Genomic DNA, 17,506 nt, shown 5'->3' on the forward strand with positions numbered 1-17,506 from the left:
CAGTGATGAGTGAACAACATAACGAAAAGGCTGGCGAACTGACCATGACCGAACTGGAACAGAGCAGCGCCGATCTCTACGCCCTGCTGGCGAGTCTCTGGCGCGCCGCTCCCCGTGGCGAACAGCTCGCCTGGCTGCAAGGGTTGCAGCCGATGCCGGGCCCCTTTGCCAGAGGGCTGGGGCTGGTGCAGCTGGCGGCTAGCAGCCACCACGAAAACGAGCTTGCCGAGGAGTATCAGGATCTCTTTATCGGGCTGGGGCGCGGGGAGATCGTGCCGTTTGCCTCCTGGTATCTCACCGGCTCTTTGATGGAGCTGCCGCTGGCGGTGCTGCGCGCAGATCTGCAGTCCCTCGGTTTTGAGCGCCAGAGCGGAGTGTGCGAGCCGGAAGATCATCTCGCCGCCCTCTGTGAGGTGATGGCGGTACTGATTGGCGAGCAGCACCCGGAGCGCAACCGCTTCTATGAGCGCCACCTTGCCCCCTGGGTACTCGCCTGCTGCCGCGATCAGCAACAGGCGAAAGGGGGCAGCTTCTACCGGGCGGTCGGCGCCCTTGCCGAAGATTTCTTCAAGCTGGAAAACGAATTGCGCCTGCCGTTTGGCGCCTGCGTGGTGCCGGGCTGAACGCCCCTGTCTGTGCACAACAAGAGCTGCGCATAACAAGAGCTGCGCATAAACGAGCAGACGAGATATCCCATTGGACGCGAAGCTGGCGCGCAGGCGCCGGCAAGAACAACAACAGAGGTCACAAGAATGAGCGATGAACAGCTGAAAGACCCGTCCCGCCGCAATCTGATCAAGGGAGTTGGCGTGGTCGCCACCATAGGCGTATTGGCCGGTGCCACCGGCCGGGTGGTGGGCAAAGAGGTGCTGACCTACGACACCGAGCCTGACAAGGGCTATCGGGAGACCCCCCATGTTCACGACTTTTATCGCACCCTGCGCGGCACCGACTGAGCCGGATCAGTGAAGGAGAACTCATGAAACTGACAAAACGTGCCGAGCAGCCCCAAGTGGGCGAGCAGGGCAATGAGGCCATTCGCGGTCAGGGGCTGACCCGTCGCGCCTTTATGGTCAACTCCGGTCTGGTGGCCGGTGGCGCCGTGGCCGCCGGTTGGCTGGCGCCAGCCATGATGCAGCGGGCCGAGGCCAAAACCGTGGCGGCCGACGTGCCGGTCGAGGTGAAGCGCACCATCTGTTCCCACTGCTCGGTGGGCTGCGGCGTCTATGCCGAGGTGCAAAACGGCGTCTGGACCGGTCAGGAGCCGGCGTTTGATCACCCCTTCAACCTTGGCGGTCACTGCGCCAAGGGGGCGGCCCTGCGCGAGCACGGCCACGGTGAGCGTCGCCTCAAGTACCCGATGAAGCTGGTGGGTGGCAAGTGGCAGCGCATCAGCTGGGATCAGGCCATCGAAGAGGTGGGCAACGAGGTGCTGCGCCTGCGTAAGGAGTCCGGCCCCGACAGCGTCTACTGGCTCGGCTCTGCCAAGCACTCCAACGAGCAGGCCTACCTGTTTCGCAAGATGGCGTCGCTTTGGGGCACCAACAACGTGGATCACCAGGCGCGGATCTGCCACTCCACCACGGTCGCGGGTGTAGCCAACACCTGGGGCTACGGTGCCATGACCAACAGCCTGAACGACATGCACAACAGCAAGTCGATCATGTTTATCGGCTCCAACCCGGCGGAGGCCCACCCGGTCGCCATGCAGCACATCCTGCTGGCGAAAGAGCGCAACGGCTGCAAGATCCTGGTGGTTGACCCGCGCCGTACCCGCACCGCCGCCAAGGCGGACATGTACCTCTCATTGCGCCCGGGCACCGACGTCGCCTTTATCTGGGGCATGCTGTGGCACATCTTCAAGAACGGTTGGGAAGATAAGGAGTTCATCCGCACCCGCGTCTACGGCATGGACGAGGTGCAAAAAGAGGTGGCGCGTTGGACCCCGGCCGAAGTGGAGCGGGTGACCGGCCTCAACGAACAGCAGGTCTATGGCGCCGCCAAACTGCTGGCCGACAACCGCCCCGGCTGCGTGGTCTGGTGTATGGGCGGTACCCAGCACACCACCGGCAACAACAATACCCGTGCCTACTGCATCCTCGAACTGGCCCTCGGCAACGTGGGCAAGAGCGGAGCGGGCACCAACATCTTCCGTGGTCACGACAACGTGCAGGGCGCCACTGACTTTGGCGTCACCTCCGATTCCCTGCCCGGTTACTACGGGTTGGAAGAGGGCTCCTGGAAGCACTGGGCCCGGGTGTGGGATGTGGATTACGAGTGGATCAAGGCCCGCTTCGACAACAAGGTCTACAACGGCAAGCTGCCGATGAACAACAACGGCATTCCGGTCTCCCGCTGGGTGGACGGGGTGCTGGAGAACGCCGATCTCATCGAGCAGGGCTCCAACATCCGCGCCATGTTCTACTGGGGCCATGCGGTCAACTCCCAGACCCGCGGCCCCGAGATGAAGAAGGCGATGCAAAAGCTCGACATGATGGTGATTGTCGACCCGTATCCCACAGTCGCTGCCGTCATGAACGATCGCACCGACGGAGTCTACCTGCTGCCGGCCACCACCCAGTTCGAAACCTATGGTTCCGTCACCGCCACCAACCGCTCCATGCAGTGGCGCGACAAGGTGATAGAACCCCTGTTCGAATCCAAGGTCGACCACGAGATCATGTATCTCTTGAGCAAGAAGCTCGGTTTTGCCGACCAGCTGTTCAAGCACATCAAGGTAGAGAACAATCAGCCACTGCTGGAAGACATCACCCGCGAATACAACCGCGGCATGTGGAGCGTGGGCTACACCGGCCAGAGCCCGGAGCGGCTCAAGGCGCACCAGCAGAACTGGCACACCTTCCACAAGACCAACCTCAAGGCCGAAGGCGGCCCGGTCAGTGGCGAAGTGTACGGTCTGCCCTGGCCCTGCTGGGGCACCCCGGAGATGAAACACCCCGGCAGCCATATCCTCTACGACACCAGCATTCCGGTGTCGGAAGGGGGCGGTGGTTTCCGCGCACGTTTCGGCATCGAGTATCAGGGCGTCTCGCTGCTCGCCGAAGACTCCTGGCCGAAAGGGAGCGAGGTGGAAGACGGTTATCCCGAGATCACTGCCGACCTGATGAAACAGCTCGGCTGGTGGGATGAGCTGACCGAGGCCGAGAAGAAAGAGGCCGAGGGCAAGAACTGGAAGACCGATCTCTCCGGCGGCATCCAGCGTGTCGCCATCAAGCACGGCTTTGTGCCGTATGGCAACGCCAAGGCGCGCTGCGTGGTGTGGACCTTCCCGGATCAGGTGCCCAAGCACCGCGAGCCGCTCTACACCCCGCGCCGGGATCTGCTGGCCGACTACGCCACCTGGCCTGATTCGAAGAGCCTGTGGCGCCTGCCGACCCAGTACGCCTCGGTGCAGGAGAAGGACGTCAGCAAGGAGTTCCCGATCATCCTCACCTCCGGCCGTCTGGTGGAGTACGAGGGGGGCGGCGACGAGACCCGCTCCAACCCCTGGCTGGCTGAATTGCAGCAGGAGATGTTCGTCGAGATGAACCCGGCGGATGCCAACGACGTCGGGGTGCGCGACGGTCAGGATGTGTGGGTCGAGGGGCCGGAAGGGGGCCGGGTCAAGGTGAAGGCACTGGTGACTCCGCGGGTCAAACCGGGGCTCGCCTTTATGCCGTTCCACTTCGGCGGCCACTTCGAGGGCAAGGATCTGCGATCCAAATATCCGGAAGGGTCTGACCCCTATGTGCTGGGGGAGTCGGTCAACATAGTCACCACCTATGGTTATGACCCGGTCACCCAGATGCAGGAGACCAAGGTCACCCTGTGCCGTTTTCGCAAAGTAGGAGCCTGATCCCATGGCCAGAATGAAATTCATGTGTGACACCAAGCGCTGCATCGAGTGCAACGGCTGTGTGACGGCGTGCAAGAACGAGAACGACGATGCCCTCGAGTGGGGCATCCAGCGCCGCCGGGTGGTAACCCTCAACGACGGCCTGCCGGGTGAGACCTCCATCTCGGTCGCCTGCATGCATTGCACCGATGCCCCCTGCATGGCGGTCTGCCCGGCCGACTGCTTCTATCACACCGACGATGGCATAGTGCTGCACAACAAGGATCTCTGCATCGGTTGCGGCTACTGCCTGTTTGCCTGCCCGTTCGGGGCGCCCCAGTTCCCGAAGACCGCCGCCTTTGGCGATCGGGGCAAGATGGACAAGTGCACCTTCTGCGCCGGCGGCCCGGAAGAGGATCACAGCGAGGCGGAGCGCCAGAAGTACGGTGCCAACCGCATTGCCGAGGGCAAGCTGCCCATGTGTGCCGAGCTTTGCTCCACCAAGGCACTGCTGGCAGGGGATGCGCAGGTGATCTCCGACATCTTCCGCGAGCGGGTTGCCTATCGTGGTGCCAAGGATGCGGCTTGGGGTAATGGCGATGAGCTGTTCCACGATGCCAGCAAGCTGAACAAGCAGGGAGGGGCGGCATGAAAACCTGGCTAATGGCCCTGTTTGCTGCCCTGCTGCTGGTGAGTACCGCAAGTTTCGCCGATGCCGAGAAAGAGGCGGTCGGCTTTGCCGGCGCCGATTACTGGCGGGCGGTGAAGGATGGGCAGGAGGGGGTGACCACCTCCCGCTCGCCGGAGCACGGGGTACTTATCTCGGTGCCGGGCCAACTCTGGTTCGAGGTGAAGACCAAGTGGGTGTCGCCGCTCGGTGCCATCGCCATCTTCGGCTCCTTGGCCATGTGCGGTCTGATGTACCTGGTGGTGGGGCAGACCAAGCTCTCCAAACCGCGCACCGGGCGCAAGCTCAAGCGCTGGAGCAGGCTGGATCGGGCGCTGCATTGGACCACGGCGGCCATGTTCCTGACCCTCTCCGGGTCGGGGCTGGCCATCATCTACGGCAAGTACTTCATCAAGCCGGTGGTGAGCCTCGGGGTGTGGGAGAACTGGATCTGGTTTGCCAAGGTGTTCCACAACTATGTGGGGCCGCTCTTCTTCCTCTGCCTGATGGGGGTGCTCATCAAGTGGTTCCGCCACAACATCGTCAACATGGTGGATGTGCAGTGGTTCATGAAGTTTGGCGGCATGCTCGGCAAGCACAAGGGAAGCCACCCCTCGGCGGGCTTCTCCAACGGTGGCGAGAAGGCGATCTTCTGGTTGCTGATCTGGTTTGGCGGCATTGTGGTGGCGACCGGGTTGTTCCTCGATTTCCCCATCTTCGGCCAGCTGCGCCGCCAGATGGAGTGGGCCAGTTTTATCCATATCGTAGGCGCCTTGATCCTTATCTGCGGCTTTATCTTCCATATCTACATGGGCCTGTTCCAGCTGGAAGGGGCGCTGGAGGGGATGGTGACCGGCGAGGTGGACGAGACCTGGGCCAAGGAGCACCACGACCTCTGGTATGAAGAGGTGAAGCACACCCTCGATGAGCCCAAGGCGGGGAAATCAAGCTGATGGTCGACAAAGAATAAAGAGAAGGGGCGCTGCGGCGCCCCTTTTGATGGCGGGTCGATGGTGATGGCAAATTGATTGAACGATGCCGCAAACGGCGATGGTTTTTTGGGCCACCTTGAGCAACAGTAACAGGGGTTCCATTCACACAAGGGATGACAAATGATGAGAAAAGCATGGCTGGCAGCGGTATGTGCATCTGCGCTCTTCGGTGGTATTGCGGGCGTGGCGCAGGCGGCTGACGGGATCAAGACCCAGCAGGTGCAGTTCAAGAAGGGGGAGTCAGGGGCGACTATCAACGGCACTATTCAAGGTAGCCAGACCCTCGATTACAAGCTGACGGCCAACAAGGGCCAGAGCATGGTGGTGATCCTGACCGGCAAGCCCTACTTCAATATTTTGCCGCCGGGCAGCAAGGGGGAGGCGATCTTTGTTGGCTCGCGTGACGGGAACAACTTTGAGGCAACCCTGCCTGCCAAGGGCACTTATACCATTCGGGTCTACCAGATGGGGGCTGCCGAGAGCAGCAAGGCCAAGACGTCGTTCAAGCTGGAGGTGGGCATCAGCGGCTAATGCCGGCCGCTGACAAGCATCACAGAGGTGGTGGCCACAAAGGGCCGCCACCGTTGTTTTATCCCCTCTGTTTTTGCCTCGCCAAGGTCAATATTCCCCCCGGGCCAGCCGCTCGAAGTAGCGCTGATAACGTCCGCTGGCGATGGCCTGCTGCAACAGCTGATTGAACTGATCCCGCAGTTTGGCTGAATCCGGCATCTTGCGCGGGAACATCACGAAGCTGTCGTTGCGCAGAAAAGGGGTCTGACTGTGGGTGATGAGTGCCGCGCTGGCGGGATCGAGCTGGCTCTGCAACTCGGCCAGACCGACTCGCAGCTCTTGCGGATAGAGGTCGATCCGCCCGCGCAGCAGCTTGCCGAAATTCTGTTTCACGTCGGTGACTTTCTGTTGGGTTACCTTGCCATCGGCCACCATCTTGTCCAGCTCGGGCCCGTAGCTATAGGCGATATCGCCCCCCAACCGCATGCCGATGATCTGCTCAAGGCGCTCGGCTTGCAGTTGCCGTGATTTGAGGGAGAAGAAGACAAACTGCTCCTGCAGCACCGCTTCGCTGAACAGAAAATCCTGCTCCCGCTCCGGTTTGTGCATCCAGACGGCGGTGGCGTCGTAGAGCTGGCTGTTGGCCGCCAGCGAATAGACCCGACCCCAGGGGGCGAAGTGGAACTTCACCTCATAGCCCGCCTCCTTGAACAGATCGCTGATGAGGTGGGCCACTGGCCCGTGCTGTTTTGACTGCTCGGAGACAAAAGGGGGCCATTCACCCACGATGATGTTGAGCACCCGGCCCGGTGCGGCGAGAGCCGACTGGCAGGTCAGAAATAGCCACAGAGCAAGCAGCGGGATCAAGCGCATGGCAGAAAGAAGGGGACGCAGGCTGGCAGAGGCGAGGGCATCAGGTCACTCCCGGCTGTGATGCGGTGAAAGGGGCTGGGTTGCCCGCAATGCTAACATGAGTCTCATTCCTTGCCGTGGAAATTTGTCTCGCCGGGGCCGCCAGACGCCTATTTTGGCCGCAGGGTATGCCCAAGCTCACAAAACCGATCGAGTAAACGTCATATGATTGATTTCATTATGAGTCTTGCTCTCCTGCCGAACGGCAATTTCACGTAAATCAAAGAGAATGACTATGGCTACCGGACAATATCTGCTGTGGAAAGATGCACAGGGACAGGATTTTCGCCCCGTTGCACTGACCGGCACTGATCTGCTTAACAATCGATACCTCAACAAGGGCACGGCCTTCACCGAACAGGAGCGGGCCGATTTTGATCTCGATGGTTTGCTGCCGCCTCAGGTACAAACTTTTGAAGCCCAGCTCGAGCGAGTGTATGAGGGGTTCAAGAGCGCTTGCAGCGATATCGAGAAGTACCAGAACCTGCGTGCCCTGCAGGATCGCAACGAGACTCTCTTCTATGCCCTGTTGTCACGCCATGTGGAGGAGATGACTCCCTATATCTATACCCCGACCGTGGGCAAGGCGTGCCAGGAGTTCAGCCACCGCTTCCAGAAGCCGCGCGGCCTCTACATTACCCCGGACAACGTGGATGACATGGGCAGTCAGGCCCGCCACTTCGATGCCAAATCGATCCGCATCATAGTTGTCACCGACAGCCAGGGCATTCTGGGGATCGGCGACCAGGGTGTTGGCGGCATGGGGATCCCCATCGGCAAGCTGGCGCTCTATACCCTGGGGGCCGGTATTCACCCCGCCTGCTGCATGCCCATCGCGCTGGATGTGGGCACCGACAACCAGAAACTGCTCGATGATCCCATGTATCTGGGGCGCCCGCACAAGCGCATTCGCGGCAAGGAGTATGAAGAGTTCATCGACAAGTTCGTACAGGGGGTCAAGCGCCACTTCCCCAACGCCGTGCTGCAGTGGGAAGACTTCAGCAAATCCAATGCTTTCAACAATCTGGCTCGCTACCAGCAGTCACTGCCGTCATTCAACGATGATATTCAGGGCACCGGTGCCGTGGTGCTGGCCGGTATCATCGGCGCGGTCAAGGTCAAGGGGGAGACCCTGGGCCAGCAGAACTATCTGGTCTACGGCGCTGGCGCCGGTGGGGTTGGCGTCGCGGATCAGATCTGCGCGGGAATGATCCGCGAGGGGATGGATCCGCAGGCGGCCCGCGATCGCATCTACATTCTGGATACCCAGGGGCTGGTGTGCGACAACCGGGACGGGCTCGACGAGTACAAGCGTCGCTACGCCAAGCCGGGGCTGCTGCTGGCGGGCTGGGATACCGAGGTGCCCGGCAAGGCCAATCTGGCCGATGTGCTGCGTCATGTGCCCATTACGGTGTTGCTGGGTACCAGCGGCTCGGGCGGTGCCTTCCAGGAAGAGCACATCCAGCTGATGCTGAAACATTGCGAGCGCCCCATGGTATTCCCGCTCTCCAACCCCACCGCCAACTGTGAAGCGCTGCCGGAAGATATCTACCGCTGGAGCAAGGGCAAAGCCATCGTTGCAACCGGTAGTCCGTTCAAGGATGTGAGCTACGAAGGGCAGGATTTTCGGGTCGGGCAGGGCAATAACGTCTTTATCTTCCCTGGTGTAGGTCTGGCGGCCATCGTCAGCCAGCTCCGCGAGATTACGCCCGATGTCTTCACGACCGCCGCCTTTGCGCTGGCCGAGTGCGTGAGTGAGGTGGATTTGGCGAAAGGGGCCGTTTATCCCCGCATTCGCGAGCTTCGCAGCATCTCGGTGCATGTGGCGACCGCCGTGCTCAAGGATATCGTGCGCCGGGATCCCTCCCACCCGCTGATCGGTCAGGATCTGCAGCAGCATATCCTCAACCACATGTGGGAGCCGGTTTACCTGCCCTATCGTCGGGTATAACCGCGTATTCACCGCCCGGATAGCGGATCGGTAAAGATGACAAGGGGGTAGCGCTGCTACCCCCTTTCGTTTACCCCGTGGCATTCACTAAGTTCGCAATGGCCGCCAGCGCCCTTGCTGATTGCGACAGGCGGTATCCTGCCACTGCTGGCTCGCCTTGCCGATATAGAGCTGCTCGCGATAGTCGCGACACCACTCCCCGCTGGTATGGCGGAAGGTGCGCAGCGGCGTGACGCTACCCGAGTGACGATTAGCCGGATTGAACCAGGTGAGGCTCTGCCCTTTGGTACGGGTTTCCAGCGCCTTGGCGAGAGCCTGATTGGCCAGTTGAACATCTGCCTTATCCATTTGATGGTAAAGCGGCGGAGTGTCGACCGTGGCGCAGCCAGCGAGGCCGAGCAGGAGGAGTGTTAGCAGATAACGCATCATGGTTGCCCCTGTTGGCGAAAACCGTTGTTGAGCAGCGCCCGCTCCTGCTCATCGGTAAGCACTTGCTGGCGATCATCGACCGTGCCATCACCCCTGAGCTTGTTGCCATTGGCATCGACGGCATCCACACCGTTGTCATCGACCGTGCCATCGCCCCTGAGTTTGTTGCCATTGGCATCGACGGCATCCACACCGTTGTCATCGACTGTGCCATCACCCCTGAGCTTGTTGCCATTGGCATCGACGGCATCCACACCGTTGTCATCGATGGTGCCATCGCCTCTGAGCTTGTTGCCATTGGCATCGACTGCATCCACGCCGTTGTCATCGATGGTGCCATCGCCTCTGAGCTTGTTGCCATTGGCATCGATGGCATCCACACCGTTGTCATCAACGCCATTGCCAAACCCGCGGCCACCCCCATGGCGTTCTCCCCCTGCATGTTTTTCTCCACCAGCATGCCGTTCACCTCCACCATGCTGCTCTCCGCCGGCATGCTCGCCTTGGCCGCCACTGTCATCGCTGCCACCGCCGCTGTTGCCGCCACCGCCGCTGTCGCTGCCACCGCCGCTGTTGCTGCCTCCGCCGCTGTTGCTGCCTCCGCCGCTGTTGCTGCCACCGCCGCTGTTGCCACCACCACTGCTGCTGCCCCCACCACTGCTGCCCCCACTGCCACCATCGCCATCTTTGTTGTGAACGATCAGCTCATTGGCGATGTAGCTGTGGCTGCCATCGAGCAGCAGATTGAAGAGTGCGGTAGTGGGAGGCGCCTCGATCCAGCAGAGTGACTCAACCAGCAGTAATTCCGGCTGGGATTGCAGGGCCAGATTGCCCGTCACCATGACAGGTGCCGGGCGACACATTATCTGCATGCCGGTAAATAGCGGCAGCACTGCCAGTTGCGGGTTTTCGGTTCGTGTCATAGCCGGTGAGATGGCTGCCCAGCCCCGCGTGGTCAGCAGAGGGTGTTCTGCGGTAAAGAACGGGGGCAGATCATTGATCCCGTAGAGTCTGCGTTTGCCCAGTATGACCCGTTCGACCGCCAGGATCCGGTTACTGCCGCCGTGTTGATCCAGCACTCGTTCACCGACCCGGAGCGTCTCTATGGGGCGGGTGGAGCCATCGGCCATCGTGATGCGAGTGCCGGCGATAAAGCAGGACTTGGCATAGGCCTGATTCATTTGCCACTCATTGTGGGCGAAATCATAACTGAACGGGTTTGCAAACAGGGCGAGTGCGATGGCCGAGCCAATAAGCAATCTGCGCTGGCTGGCCTTGAATGGGGGCTGTGACATGGGGACTCCTTGTCCATCTTGATTCACAGGATCCATTATAGAGCGCCCCCTGGCGGTGGCATCTTTGACCATGAACACAATAAACATGATGGAAAAACGATTGGCGTTCGTCACAATAATGCGTAAAATCGCATACTCGATGCTTGTAGCAACGAATCCCGCCTAAAAAGCCAGTTTCATGCCCTTCCCAAGCAGTAAAAGGTAACAGGTGACGCATTTGTGTTCATTTTGTGCCTTGAAAAAGTCTTGTGATGACTGAAAAGTGATAAATATCCCCATCAGTTATCAAAAAATTAAGGACATCCATGTTTTCCTTAGTCAAGCAAAGTGTCGCCGGGCTGCAAATCCTGTTTGTCGCCTTCGGTGCCATGGTTCTGGTGCCCCTGCTCACCGGACTGAACCCCTCCATGGCCCTGCTTGGCGCCGGTGTGGGCACCCTGTTGTTCCAGCTCTGCACCCGCCGCCAGGTCCCGATTTTCCTCGGTTCCAGCTTTGCCTTCATCGCTCCCATCATCTACGCCACCCAGACTTGGGGATTGCCATCCACCATGTTTGGCCTGTTTGCCGCCGGTTTCATGTATTTCATTCTGGCTGCGCTGATCCGGGCAAAAGGGATGGGTTTTGTGCACAAATTGCTGCCCCCGGTGGTGATTGGCCCGGTGATCATGGTGATCGGTCTTTCTGTGGCTCAGGTTGCCTGCAACATGGCGATGGGCCGCGCCGGTGGTGAGCAGGTGGTTCCTGCGGGGACTGCGCTGACGCTGGCCGGTATCTCGCTGGCGGTCACCCTGATTGCCGCTGTGTTCTGCAAGGGGTGGATCAAGCTGATCCCCATCCTGTGCGGTGTGATTGCCGGTTATGTCTCGGCGGTGTTTATGGGCCAGGTGAGTTTCGATGGCATGGTGAACGCCCCCTGGCTGGCGCTGCCCCACTTCGAAACCCCGGAGATCAACTGGGCTGCTGCGTTGTTCATGTTGCCGGTAGCCATCGCCCCCTGTATCGAGCATATCGGTGGCGTGTTGGCGATTGGTGGCGTGACTGGCAAGGATTACACCAAGGATCCGGGTTTGCACCGTACGCTGGCCGGTGATGGCATCGGCGTCTGCTTCGCCGGTTTCATCGGTGGCCCACCCGTGACCACCTACGCCGAAGTGACCGGTGCCGTGATGATCACTCGTAACTTCAATCCGGTCACCATGACCTGGGCTGCGGTGTTTGCCATCATTCTGGCCTTCTTCGGCAAGTTCAATGCGCTGCTCACCTCCATCCCGATGCCGGTGATGGGCGGTATCATGCTGCTGCTGTTCGGATCCATCGCTGCCATCGGTCTCAAGACGCTGGTGGAATCCAAGGTGGATCTGGGGCTGTCACGCAATATCGCCATCGTCGCCGTGACTCTTACTGTCGGTGTCGGTGCGCTGGAGATGAAGATTGGCGACTTCGCGCTGGCCGGTGTTGGCCTGGCCTCCGTTGCCGCCATCCTGCTCAACCTGATCCTGCCTGCGCACTCCGAAGAGGGTGTGATGGACGCGGCCAAGGATTGAGTTTCACCAGACGTTCACGTTGACTTGTAGAAGGCCACCTCGCGGTGGCCTTCTCTGTTTCGGTTCTCTCGCGCCACTTTTCGGCTATGCGGAGCTCATCTGGAATCTAATTTGGAAGCAGATGAGGGGGTTAGCGCTCTCATTTGACGTATCTCTTTTCGTGACCTTAGCTAAAGGACAGGTTTGGCTCTGAGGTCTCCTCGAGCAGTATGGGAAAATGGATGTTGGCGTTTTCTATCATTTCTCTCCCAGACCTTGGTCATTAAACGATGCGCTTCTGCTTCGCCACAGCGCTGTTGTATGGCAGAGGTTTATCCGCCCCCTCCACACTCCCCTCATGCTGCCCTGGCATGTTTCCACCTCGATTTGTCGTGAGCCTCCCCCGCCGATTGCGTTTCGTTGCGCACTGGCAAAATCCGGATCTGTTTGCTGCTGCACATGGGTGGGCGGCGAGCCGTGAAAGCCGGCATGACCCCAGCGGGTCAGATGTGCACCGCCATCGGTAACGGCGGATGTTCAGGGATGAATGGCAAGCAAAGCGAGGTTGCAATGAACTATCAACTGCTGTGGAAAAGTGCAATTTTTTCAGTCTCTTCCATGATGGCGATAAGCGCAGTTCAGGCTGCGCCACTGAACGTGATGACCGAGGATTACCCTCCGTTCAACATGCAGGGGGAGGGGGGCAAGATTGTCGGGCTATCGACCGAGGTGGTCGAAGAGCTGCTCAAGCGTGCCGGCGTCGAATACAAGCTGACCCTGATGCCCTGGAAGCGGGCGTATGAAGATACCCTCAGCACTCCCAACACCGCACTCTACTCCACGACTCGTACCCCGGAGCGTGAGGCGCTGTTTAAATGGGTGGGGCCGCTGGTCAATAACAACTGGGTGTTCTTCTCCAGCTCGACGGCCAATATCACAGTCTCTTCACTGGAAGAGGCCAAGCAGTATTCGGTGGGGGGCTATAACGGCGATGCGGCGGCCGAGTATCTCAAGGCACAGGGATTTGCCAAGTTGCAGCTGGCAGCCAATGACACCGCCAACGTGAAAAAACTGGAGGCCGGTCGTATCGATCTCTGGGCAACCGGCCAGTATCTGGCGCCCTATCTGGCCAGCAAGGAGAAGGTGGCCTCACCCAAGCCGGTCTTCGTGTTCAAGGAAACCCAGATGAGTTTGGCGTTTAACAAGGATACGCCCGATGAACTCATCAACAAGCTCAACGAGGTTCTGGCAGCCATGAAAGCCGACGGCACCATCGAGAAAATCAACGCCAAGTACCAGTAAGTTGTACTGTTCCTGCTGCCGTTAATACCGGGAGGAAGTCATGGATTGGAAAAGTCTGAAGTTCAGGATTGCCGTACTGACTTCCCTCTCGGTGAGTCTGCTATTGGTACTGTTTGGTGGTTATAACTACAGCTCGGTGAGGGAAGAGAGCTACAGCAAACAGGCTCAGCTGGTCGAGCAGGCGATCAAGCGACTGCAGCTCTCCTTGCCTGGCCCTTTGTGGAATTATGAGTCGGCCTTTATCGAGGCATCGCTCAAATCCGAGCTGGCGGCCGATATGCTCAGCACACTGCTGGTGGTCAACAAGGAGAAGCTGGTGGCCGGGTTTGCCCGTGATGCAGCGGGCACTATTTCCCCTGTAGCGGCCATACCCGCCGATACGGCGGCCTATGGTGGGTATGATCTGGTCTACGACGACAGCGGCCAGAAAAATACCGTGGCCAGATTGCTGGTCGAAACCAGTGATGCGGCCATTCAGGCCAACTTGCGCCAGCAGTTGATCACCACTGTCTGGCAGATCCTGGTACTTGATATCTGTATCATTGCCTTGTTGATGGTACTCATTCATCGCAATGTGCTGAGACCACTTCATCAGATGAATCTGGCGGTGTTCGATTTGGCCAGGGGAGAGGGGGATCTGACCCGGCGTCTCAAGATCCTCCGTCAGGATGAGATGGGCGCGCTGGCCACCAACATCAATCACTTTATTGCCAAGCTTCAGGAGATGGTGGCCGAAATCAACGAGCTCTCTGCTGGCGTGCTGCAGACCGCGGAACGTTGTGACACCCTTGCGGCGGATACTCGGGGCGCCAGTGATGCCCAGCAACTGGAGCTGGATCAGGTCGCGACTGCCATTACCGAGATGAGCCAGGCGGTGCAGGAGGTGGCAGGTAATGCAGTGAAGACTGCTACGGCGACCGATGAGGCCAACCTTTATGTCGAGCAGGGCTACAATCTGGCCGGTCATGCCAATCAGGCGATTCATCAGCTGGTGGGAGAGGTGGAACGGGTGGCGGGGCTGATGCGCTCCCTCTCTACCGAGAGCAGCAGCATCGGCAATATTATCGAAGTGATCAATGGTATTGCCGAGCAGACCAATCTGCTGGCGCTCAATGCCGCCATCGAGGCGGCGAGGGCTGGGGATCAGGGGCGCGGTTTTGCGGTGGTGGCCGATGAAGTGCGAACCCTCTCGGGGCGCACTCGTCAGTCGACCGAAGAGATCAGTGCCAGCATCAAACGGCTGCAACAGGCGACCCAGAATGTCGGTGCCGGGATGCAGTTGAGCCAGGAGCAGGCCTCTCGTGCGGGAGCCGAAGCCGCCGATGTACAGGTATCGGTGGAGAAAATTAAAAACCAGGTCAGTCTGATCCGCGAGATGAACATGTATATTGCCCAAGCCTCGGAAGAGCAACACTCGGTAGCAGAGGCGGTGAGCCATAGCGTGAACCGGATTGCCACCCTTAATAGCGAGAGCGCGGCCAGGGTGGTGCAAGTGGCTGAAGCCAGCAGCGATTTGCGCCAGCTCTCCGGTCAGCTCGATACCCTGCTCAAGCTGTTTCGGGTCTAGAGAGCACATACGCCCTGCGGGGGATCCTCGGTGCGAGCGGTGGTCGCGATCACGCGCGCAACGGGGGGTCGTGGTGTTCTCATATTCTGCCATGCAATCCCGGATCGATATTTTCCCTTTACGGGCCCATGCATGACAGTCTGGAGAGCTGTTGTCTACTCACGACACAGCTTGCACCAGGGACCGGTGAGCTCGCAGTACCCGGTCTCGTCGCCATGCTGCCAGCCAAGCCGATGATAGAAGGCCACGGCCGCCGTATTGCGGGTTGCCACCTTGAGTGATGCCGTGCGGGGATTATTTGCCAGACCATGTTCGAGCAGCGCTCGCCCAATCCCCTGACCATGCCAGTCGCTCGCAACGTACAAATGATGCACAAAGTGATCGGGTTGCCATACGGCGATAAATCCGCAGAGCGTCCCCCCTCGCTCAGCCACCCATATCTCTTCTCCCCGGGTCTGCTCGATAAAGTCATCCAGGTGAAACAGGGAGGGGTCTACCCAGTGAAAGGTTTGTCTGCGGCCTTGTAAAAACAGCTTGGCCAGCGGGGTGATATCACGTTCTTCCATGCGCCTGATCATCATGCTCTCCCAAGGGCGGTCACTGTTCCCTGTTGCACGCGGGCAAGGTTATCTGGGGCAAATGACAAGGGTGTGATTAAGGGCTGTCCAATACATTTGTCATGGGGCTATACTGCCGAAGTCCCCTGTATGGATGGCGTGAGGATTGTTGATTTATGGACAATAAACAGATTGAAGGCAACATTTTTGTTCCGGCTCATATCGATGACGTGTGGCACGCCTGGACGACAGAGAGTGGTCTGCGCAGTTTTCTGGCTCCCGAGTGTTTGATGGTAGCCGAACCGAATGGCCCCTTCGAAATCTACTTCAGGCCGGATGCTCCACTGGGTGAACGGGGCAGTGAAGGGTGCAGGGTCATGGCCGTCATGCCCTATGATTTGCTCAGCTTTAGCTGGAATTTTCCGCCCAGCCTACCCCATATTCGTCAGCAGAAGACTCAGGTTTGTCTGCGCTTTGTGCCGGAAGGGCAGGGCACTCGCCTCTACTTCCTGCAAACCGGTTGGGCCAATGATCCTGACTGGAATCAGGGGTATGCCTACTTTAGGGAAGAGTGGCTGGAGACCAGCCTGCCACGGCTGCAGTACCGCTTTACCCACGGCCCCATCGACTGGAACAACCCGCCCGACAAGGCACAGCTGAAGGCGTTGTCCCAGTAGTTTCGGGGCACAGAGATAAAAAAAACCGGCCAAAAGGCCGGTTGAAACAGTTCAGGCTTGTCAGGTGACAAACGTATCCAGCGGATGAGAGTCGCTTTCCACTCCTTGTGAAGTACAACCCTCTTGGTTACGTGCCACTACTATATGCCATCCACACTGAATCGATGCTGAACCACGGATGTTTCAGTTTCACTCCACCTTACAATCAGATGGTAATCCCCATCGACTGGCGCAGGTAAGCGCCAGCGCCGAGCAGGCCAGGCCCTTCATGGGTGATCAGGAATACCGGAATATCCTTGAGGTAGGATTTGAAACGGCCCTTGTCTTCAAAGGCAACCCGGAAACCGGAACTGGTGAAGAACTCCTGGAAGCGCGGCACTATCCCACCCGCAATATAGACGCCGCCAAAGGTGCCCATATTGAGCGCCAGGTTGCCGGCAAAGCGGCCCATCAGCACGCAGAACAGGCTCAGGGTGCGGCGGCAATCCAGACACTCGCCCGCCAGCGCACGTTCGGTAATGTCTTTAGGGGCGAACGGCTCCGGCTCACGACCATCGGATTTCACCAGCCCGCGATAGAGATTGACCAGGCCCGGGCCGGATAAGAAACGCTCGGCCGAGACATGGCCCAGTTCGCCACGCATCACCTGCAGCACCGCATCTTCCTCTTCGGTGTTGGCGGCAAAATCCACATGACCCCCTTCGCCCGGCAGGCTCAACCACTGATCGCCCGCCTTGACCAGATGCGCAACCCCAAGGCCGGTGCCCGCTCCATAGATAGCGATGGGTTTGCCAGCCACCGGTGCGGCGCCGCCCAGCTGGATGCGATCCGATTCGGCCAATACCGGTACCGCCATCGAGACCGCGGTAAAGTCGTTGATTACTTGCAGGCGTGCCAGCCCGAGATTGTTCTGCATCTCGCTGATGGAGAACTCCCAGCTGTGGTTGGTCATGGCGACCCAGTCACCATTGATGGGGCAGGCGATGGCGATGCAGGCTTCAGCCACCTCGACCTTGTGTTCCTCCAGATAGAGGCGAACCACGGCTTCAAGGCTGGGATGGGCCAGACCTGAGTAGGTCTTTGCCTGAGAGATAGTACCGGTGGCCAGCTCACACAGGGCCAGACGCGCATTGGTACCGCCGACATCGCCGACCAGCGCATGGGTATGCTGCATAACAACTCCTTCGTTACAGGATGGGGACGACTGTGGTGTCCCGACATTATTGTTGGATTATGACGGCCCATTCTATCCGAGCTCAGGCTCACTCACCCGCCGGATCGATACAAAC

The 17,506-nt window shown here is 59.4% G+C and carries 15 protein-coding genes and 1 pseudogene; 11 read left to right on the forward strand and 5 right to left on the reverse strand.

The window, feature by feature from the left end; all coding sequences use genetic code 11:
* Positions 1–5 precede the first annotated feature (5 nt).
* The 6 genes from G5179_RS03315 to G5179_RS03340 all read left to right on the forward strand — a co-directional run bounded on the left by G5179_RS03315 (position 6) and on the right by G5179_RS03340 (position 6,025).
* Positions 6–623, forward strand: coding sequence for a TorD/DmsD family molecular chaperone (locus G5179_RS03315; protein WP_058058400.1), 618 nt, complete (start codon positions 6–8; stop codon positions 621–623).
* A gap of 129 nt (positions 624–752) precedes the next feature.
* Positions 753–956 carry a transcriptional initiation protein Tat gene (locus G5179_RS03320; RefSeq protein ID WP_421249310.1) on the forward strand — a complete coding sequence of 68 codons (204 nt, stop codon included), beginning with the start codon at positions 753–755 and terminating at the stop codon, positions 954–956.
* 23 nt (positions 957–979) lie between these two features.
* Positions 980–3,856 carry a formate dehydrogenase subunit alpha gene (locus G5179_RS03325; protein ID WP_421257869.1) on the forward strand — a complete coding sequence of 959 codons (2,877 nt, stop codon included), beginning with the start codon at positions 980–982 and terminating at the stop codon, positions 3,854–3,856.
* 4 nt (positions 3,857–3,860) lie between these two features.
* Positions 3,861–4,487, forward strand: a complete 627-nt coding sequence (fdh3B, locus tag G5179_RS03330; RefSeq protein WP_005334799.1) for a formate dehydrogenase FDH3 subunit beta — start codon at positions 3,861–3,863, stop codon at positions 4,485–4,487.
* Positions 4,484–5,455, forward strand: coding sequence for a formate dehydrogenase subunit gamma (locus tag G5179_RS03335; protein ID WP_005334792.1), 972 nt, complete (start codon positions 4,484–4,486; stop codon positions 5,453–5,455). The genes fdh3B and G5179_RS03335 overlap by 4 nt, the downstream gene beginning before the upstream one ends.
* A gap of 159 nt (positions 5,456–5,614) precedes the next feature.
* Entirely contained in the window at positions 5,615–6,025 is a 411-nt protein-coding gene (locus G5179_RS03340) for a DNA breaking-rejoining protein (protein ID WP_236396759.1), read from the forward strand.
* Between the two features lie 87 nt (positions 6,026–6,112).
* Here the strand turns inward: G5179_RS03340 and G5179_RS03345 are convergent, their stop codons facing one another.
* Positions 6,113–6,877 (reverse strand): substrate-binding periplasmic protein, encoded by a 765-nt coding sequence (locus G5179_RS03345; protein ID WP_236396761.1) that lies wholly within the window; start codon positions 6,875–6,877, stop codon positions 6,113–6,115.
* Between the two features lie 274 nt (positions 6,878–7,151).
* On the opposite strand from G5179_RS03345, the gene G5179_RS03350 reads away from it, so the two are divergent.
* On the forward strand, positions 7,152–8,867 hold the full coding sequence (locus G5179_RS03350; protein ID WP_199415397.1) for an NAD-dependent malic enzyme: 1,716 nt from the start codon (positions 7,152–7,154) through the stop codon (positions 8,865–8,867).
* 87 nt (positions 8,868–8,954) lie between these two features.
* Here the strand turns inward: G5179_RS03350 and G5179_RS03355 are convergent, their stop codons facing one another.
* Together G5179_RS03355 and G5179_RS03360 are read right to left on the reverse strand one after the other, a co-directional pair.
* Positions 8,955–9,296, reverse strand: coding sequence for an RT0821/Lpp0805 family surface protein (locus G5179_RS03355; RefSeq protein WP_040065365.1), 342 nt, complete (start codon positions 9,294–9,296; stop codon positions 8,955–8,957).
* Positions 9,293–10,591 (reverse strand): hypothetical protein, encoded by a 1,299-nt coding sequence (locus tag G5179_RS03360; protein ID WP_421257870.1) that lies wholly within the window; start codon positions 10,589–10,591, stop codon positions 9,293–9,295. Before G5179_RS03360 ends, G5179_RS03355 begins: the two co-directional genes overlap by 4 nt.
* A 305-nt stretch (positions 10,592–10,896) precedes the next feature.
* On the opposite strand from G5179_RS03360, the gene G5179_RS03365 reads away from it, so the two are divergent.
* The 3 genes from G5179_RS03365 (at position 10,897) to G5179_RS03375 (ending at position 14,983) form a co-directional block, all read left to right on the forward strand.
* On the forward strand, positions 10,897–12,135 hold the full coding sequence (locus G5179_RS03365; protein ID WP_005347636.1) for a uracil-xanthine permease family protein: 1,239 nt from the start codon (positions 10,897–10,899) through the stop codon (positions 12,133–12,135).
* Positions 12,136–12,684: 549 nt separating this feature from the next.
* On the forward strand, positions 12,685–13,416 hold the full coding sequence (locus G5179_RS03370) for a substrate-binding periplasmic protein (RefSeq protein WP_227342193.1): 732 nt from the start codon (positions 12,685–12,687) through the stop codon (positions 13,414–13,416).
* A gap of 40 nt (positions 13,417–13,456) precedes the next feature.
* The gene (locus tag G5179_RS03375; RefSeq protein ID WP_421203055.1) at positions 13,457–14,983 is read left to right on the forward strand and encodes a methyl-accepting chemotaxis protein; all 1,527 of its coding nucleotides are present in this window, start codon (positions 13,457–13,459) and stop codon (positions 14,981–14,983) included.
* 155 nt (positions 14,984–15,138) lie between these two features.
* On the opposite strand, the gene G5179_RS03380 is transcribed toward G5179_RS03375, so the two are convergent.
* Positions 15,139–15,561 (reverse strand): GNAT family N-acetyltransferase, encoded by a 423-nt coding sequence (locus G5179_RS03380; protein ID WP_266134392.1) that lies wholly within the window; start codon positions 15,559–15,561, stop codon positions 15,139–15,141.
* A gap of 155 nt (positions 15,562–15,716) precedes the next feature.
* Between G5179_RS03380 and G5179_RS03385 the strand changes: the two genes are divergently transcribed.
* Complete coding sequence (locus G5179_RS03385; protein WP_216953138.1) at positions 15,717–16,217, forward strand: SRPBCC family protein; 501 nt, start codon at positions 15,717–15,719, stop codon at positions 16,215–16,217.
* Positions 16,218–16,422: 205 nt separating this feature from the next.
* On the opposite strand, the pseudogene glk reads toward G5179_RS03385, so the two are convergent.
* A pseudogene (glk, locus tag G5179_RS03390) lies at positions 16,423–17,394 on the reverse strand (glucokinase); the annotation flags it as partial.
* Positions 17,395–17,506: the final 112 nt, after the last annotated feature.

Source organism: Aeromonas sp. 600886 (assembly GCF_049174935.1).
Lineage (GTDB): Bacteria > Pseudomonadota > Gammaproteobacteria > Enterobacterales > Aeromonadaceae > Aeromonas > Aeromonas veronii_A.

Excerpts from the sequence above, each read along its gene's own strand:
- G5179_RS03315 (WP_058058400.1), top strand. The coding sequence starts at position 6 with ATGAGTGAACAACATAACGAAAAGGCTGGCGAACTGACCATGACCGAA.
- G5179_RS03320 (WP_421249310.1), top strand. The coding sequence starts at position 753 with ATGAGCGATGAACAGCTGAAAGACCCGTCCCGCCGCAATCTGATCAAG.
- G5179_RS03325 (WP_421257869.1), top strand. The coding sequence starts at position 980 with ATGAAACTGACAAAACGTGCCGAGCAGCCCCAAGTGGGCGAGCAGGGC.
- fdh3B (WP_005334799.1), top strand. The coding sequence starts at position 3,861 with ATGGCCAGAATGAAATTCATGTGTGACACCAAGCGCTGCATCGAGTGC.
- G5179_RS03335 (WP_005334792.1), top strand. The coding sequence starts at position 4,484 with ATGAAAACCTGGCTAATGGCCCTGTTTGCTGCCCTGCTGCTGGTGAGT.
- G5179_RS03340 (WP_236396759.1), top strand. The coding sequence starts at position 5,615 with ATGATGAGAAAAGCATGGCTGGCAGCGGTATGTGCATCTGCGCTCTTC.
- G5179_RS03345 (WP_236396761.1), bottom strand. The coding sequence starts at position 6,877 with ATGCGCTTGATCCCGCTGCTTGCTCTGTGGCTATTTCTGACCTGCCAG.
- G5179_RS03350 (WP_199415397.1), top strand. The coding sequence starts at position 7,152 with ATGGCTACCGGACAATATCTGCTGTGGAAAGATGCACAGGGACAGGAT.
- G5179_RS03355 (WP_040065365.1), bottom strand. The coding sequence starts at position 9,296 with ATGATGCGTTATCTGCTAACACTCCTCCTGCTCGGCCTCGCTGGCTGC.
- G5179_RS03360 (WP_421257870.1), bottom strand. The coding sequence starts at position 10,591 with ATGTCACAGCCCCCATTCAAGGCCAGCCAGCGCAGATTGCTTATTGGC.
- G5179_RS03365 (WP_005347636.1), top strand. The coding sequence starts at position 10,897 with ATGTTTTCCTTAGTCAAGCAAAGTGTCGCCGGGCTGCAAATCCTGTTT.
- G5179_RS03370 (WP_227342193.1), top strand. The coding sequence starts at position 12,685 with ATGAACTATCAACTGCTGTGGAAAAGTGCAATTTTTTCAGTCTCTTCC.
- G5179_RS03375 (WP_421203055.1), top strand. The coding sequence starts at position 13,457 with ATGGATTGGAAAAGTCTGAAGTTCAGGATTGCCGTACTGACTTCCCTC.
- G5179_RS03380 (WP_266134392.1), bottom strand. The coding sequence starts at position 15,561 with ATGATCAGGCGCATGGAAGAACGTGATATCACCCCGCTGGCCAAGCTG.
- G5179_RS03385 (WP_216953138.1), top strand. The coding sequence starts at position 15,717 with ATGGACAATAAACAGATTGAAGGCAACATTTTTGTTCCGGCTCATATC.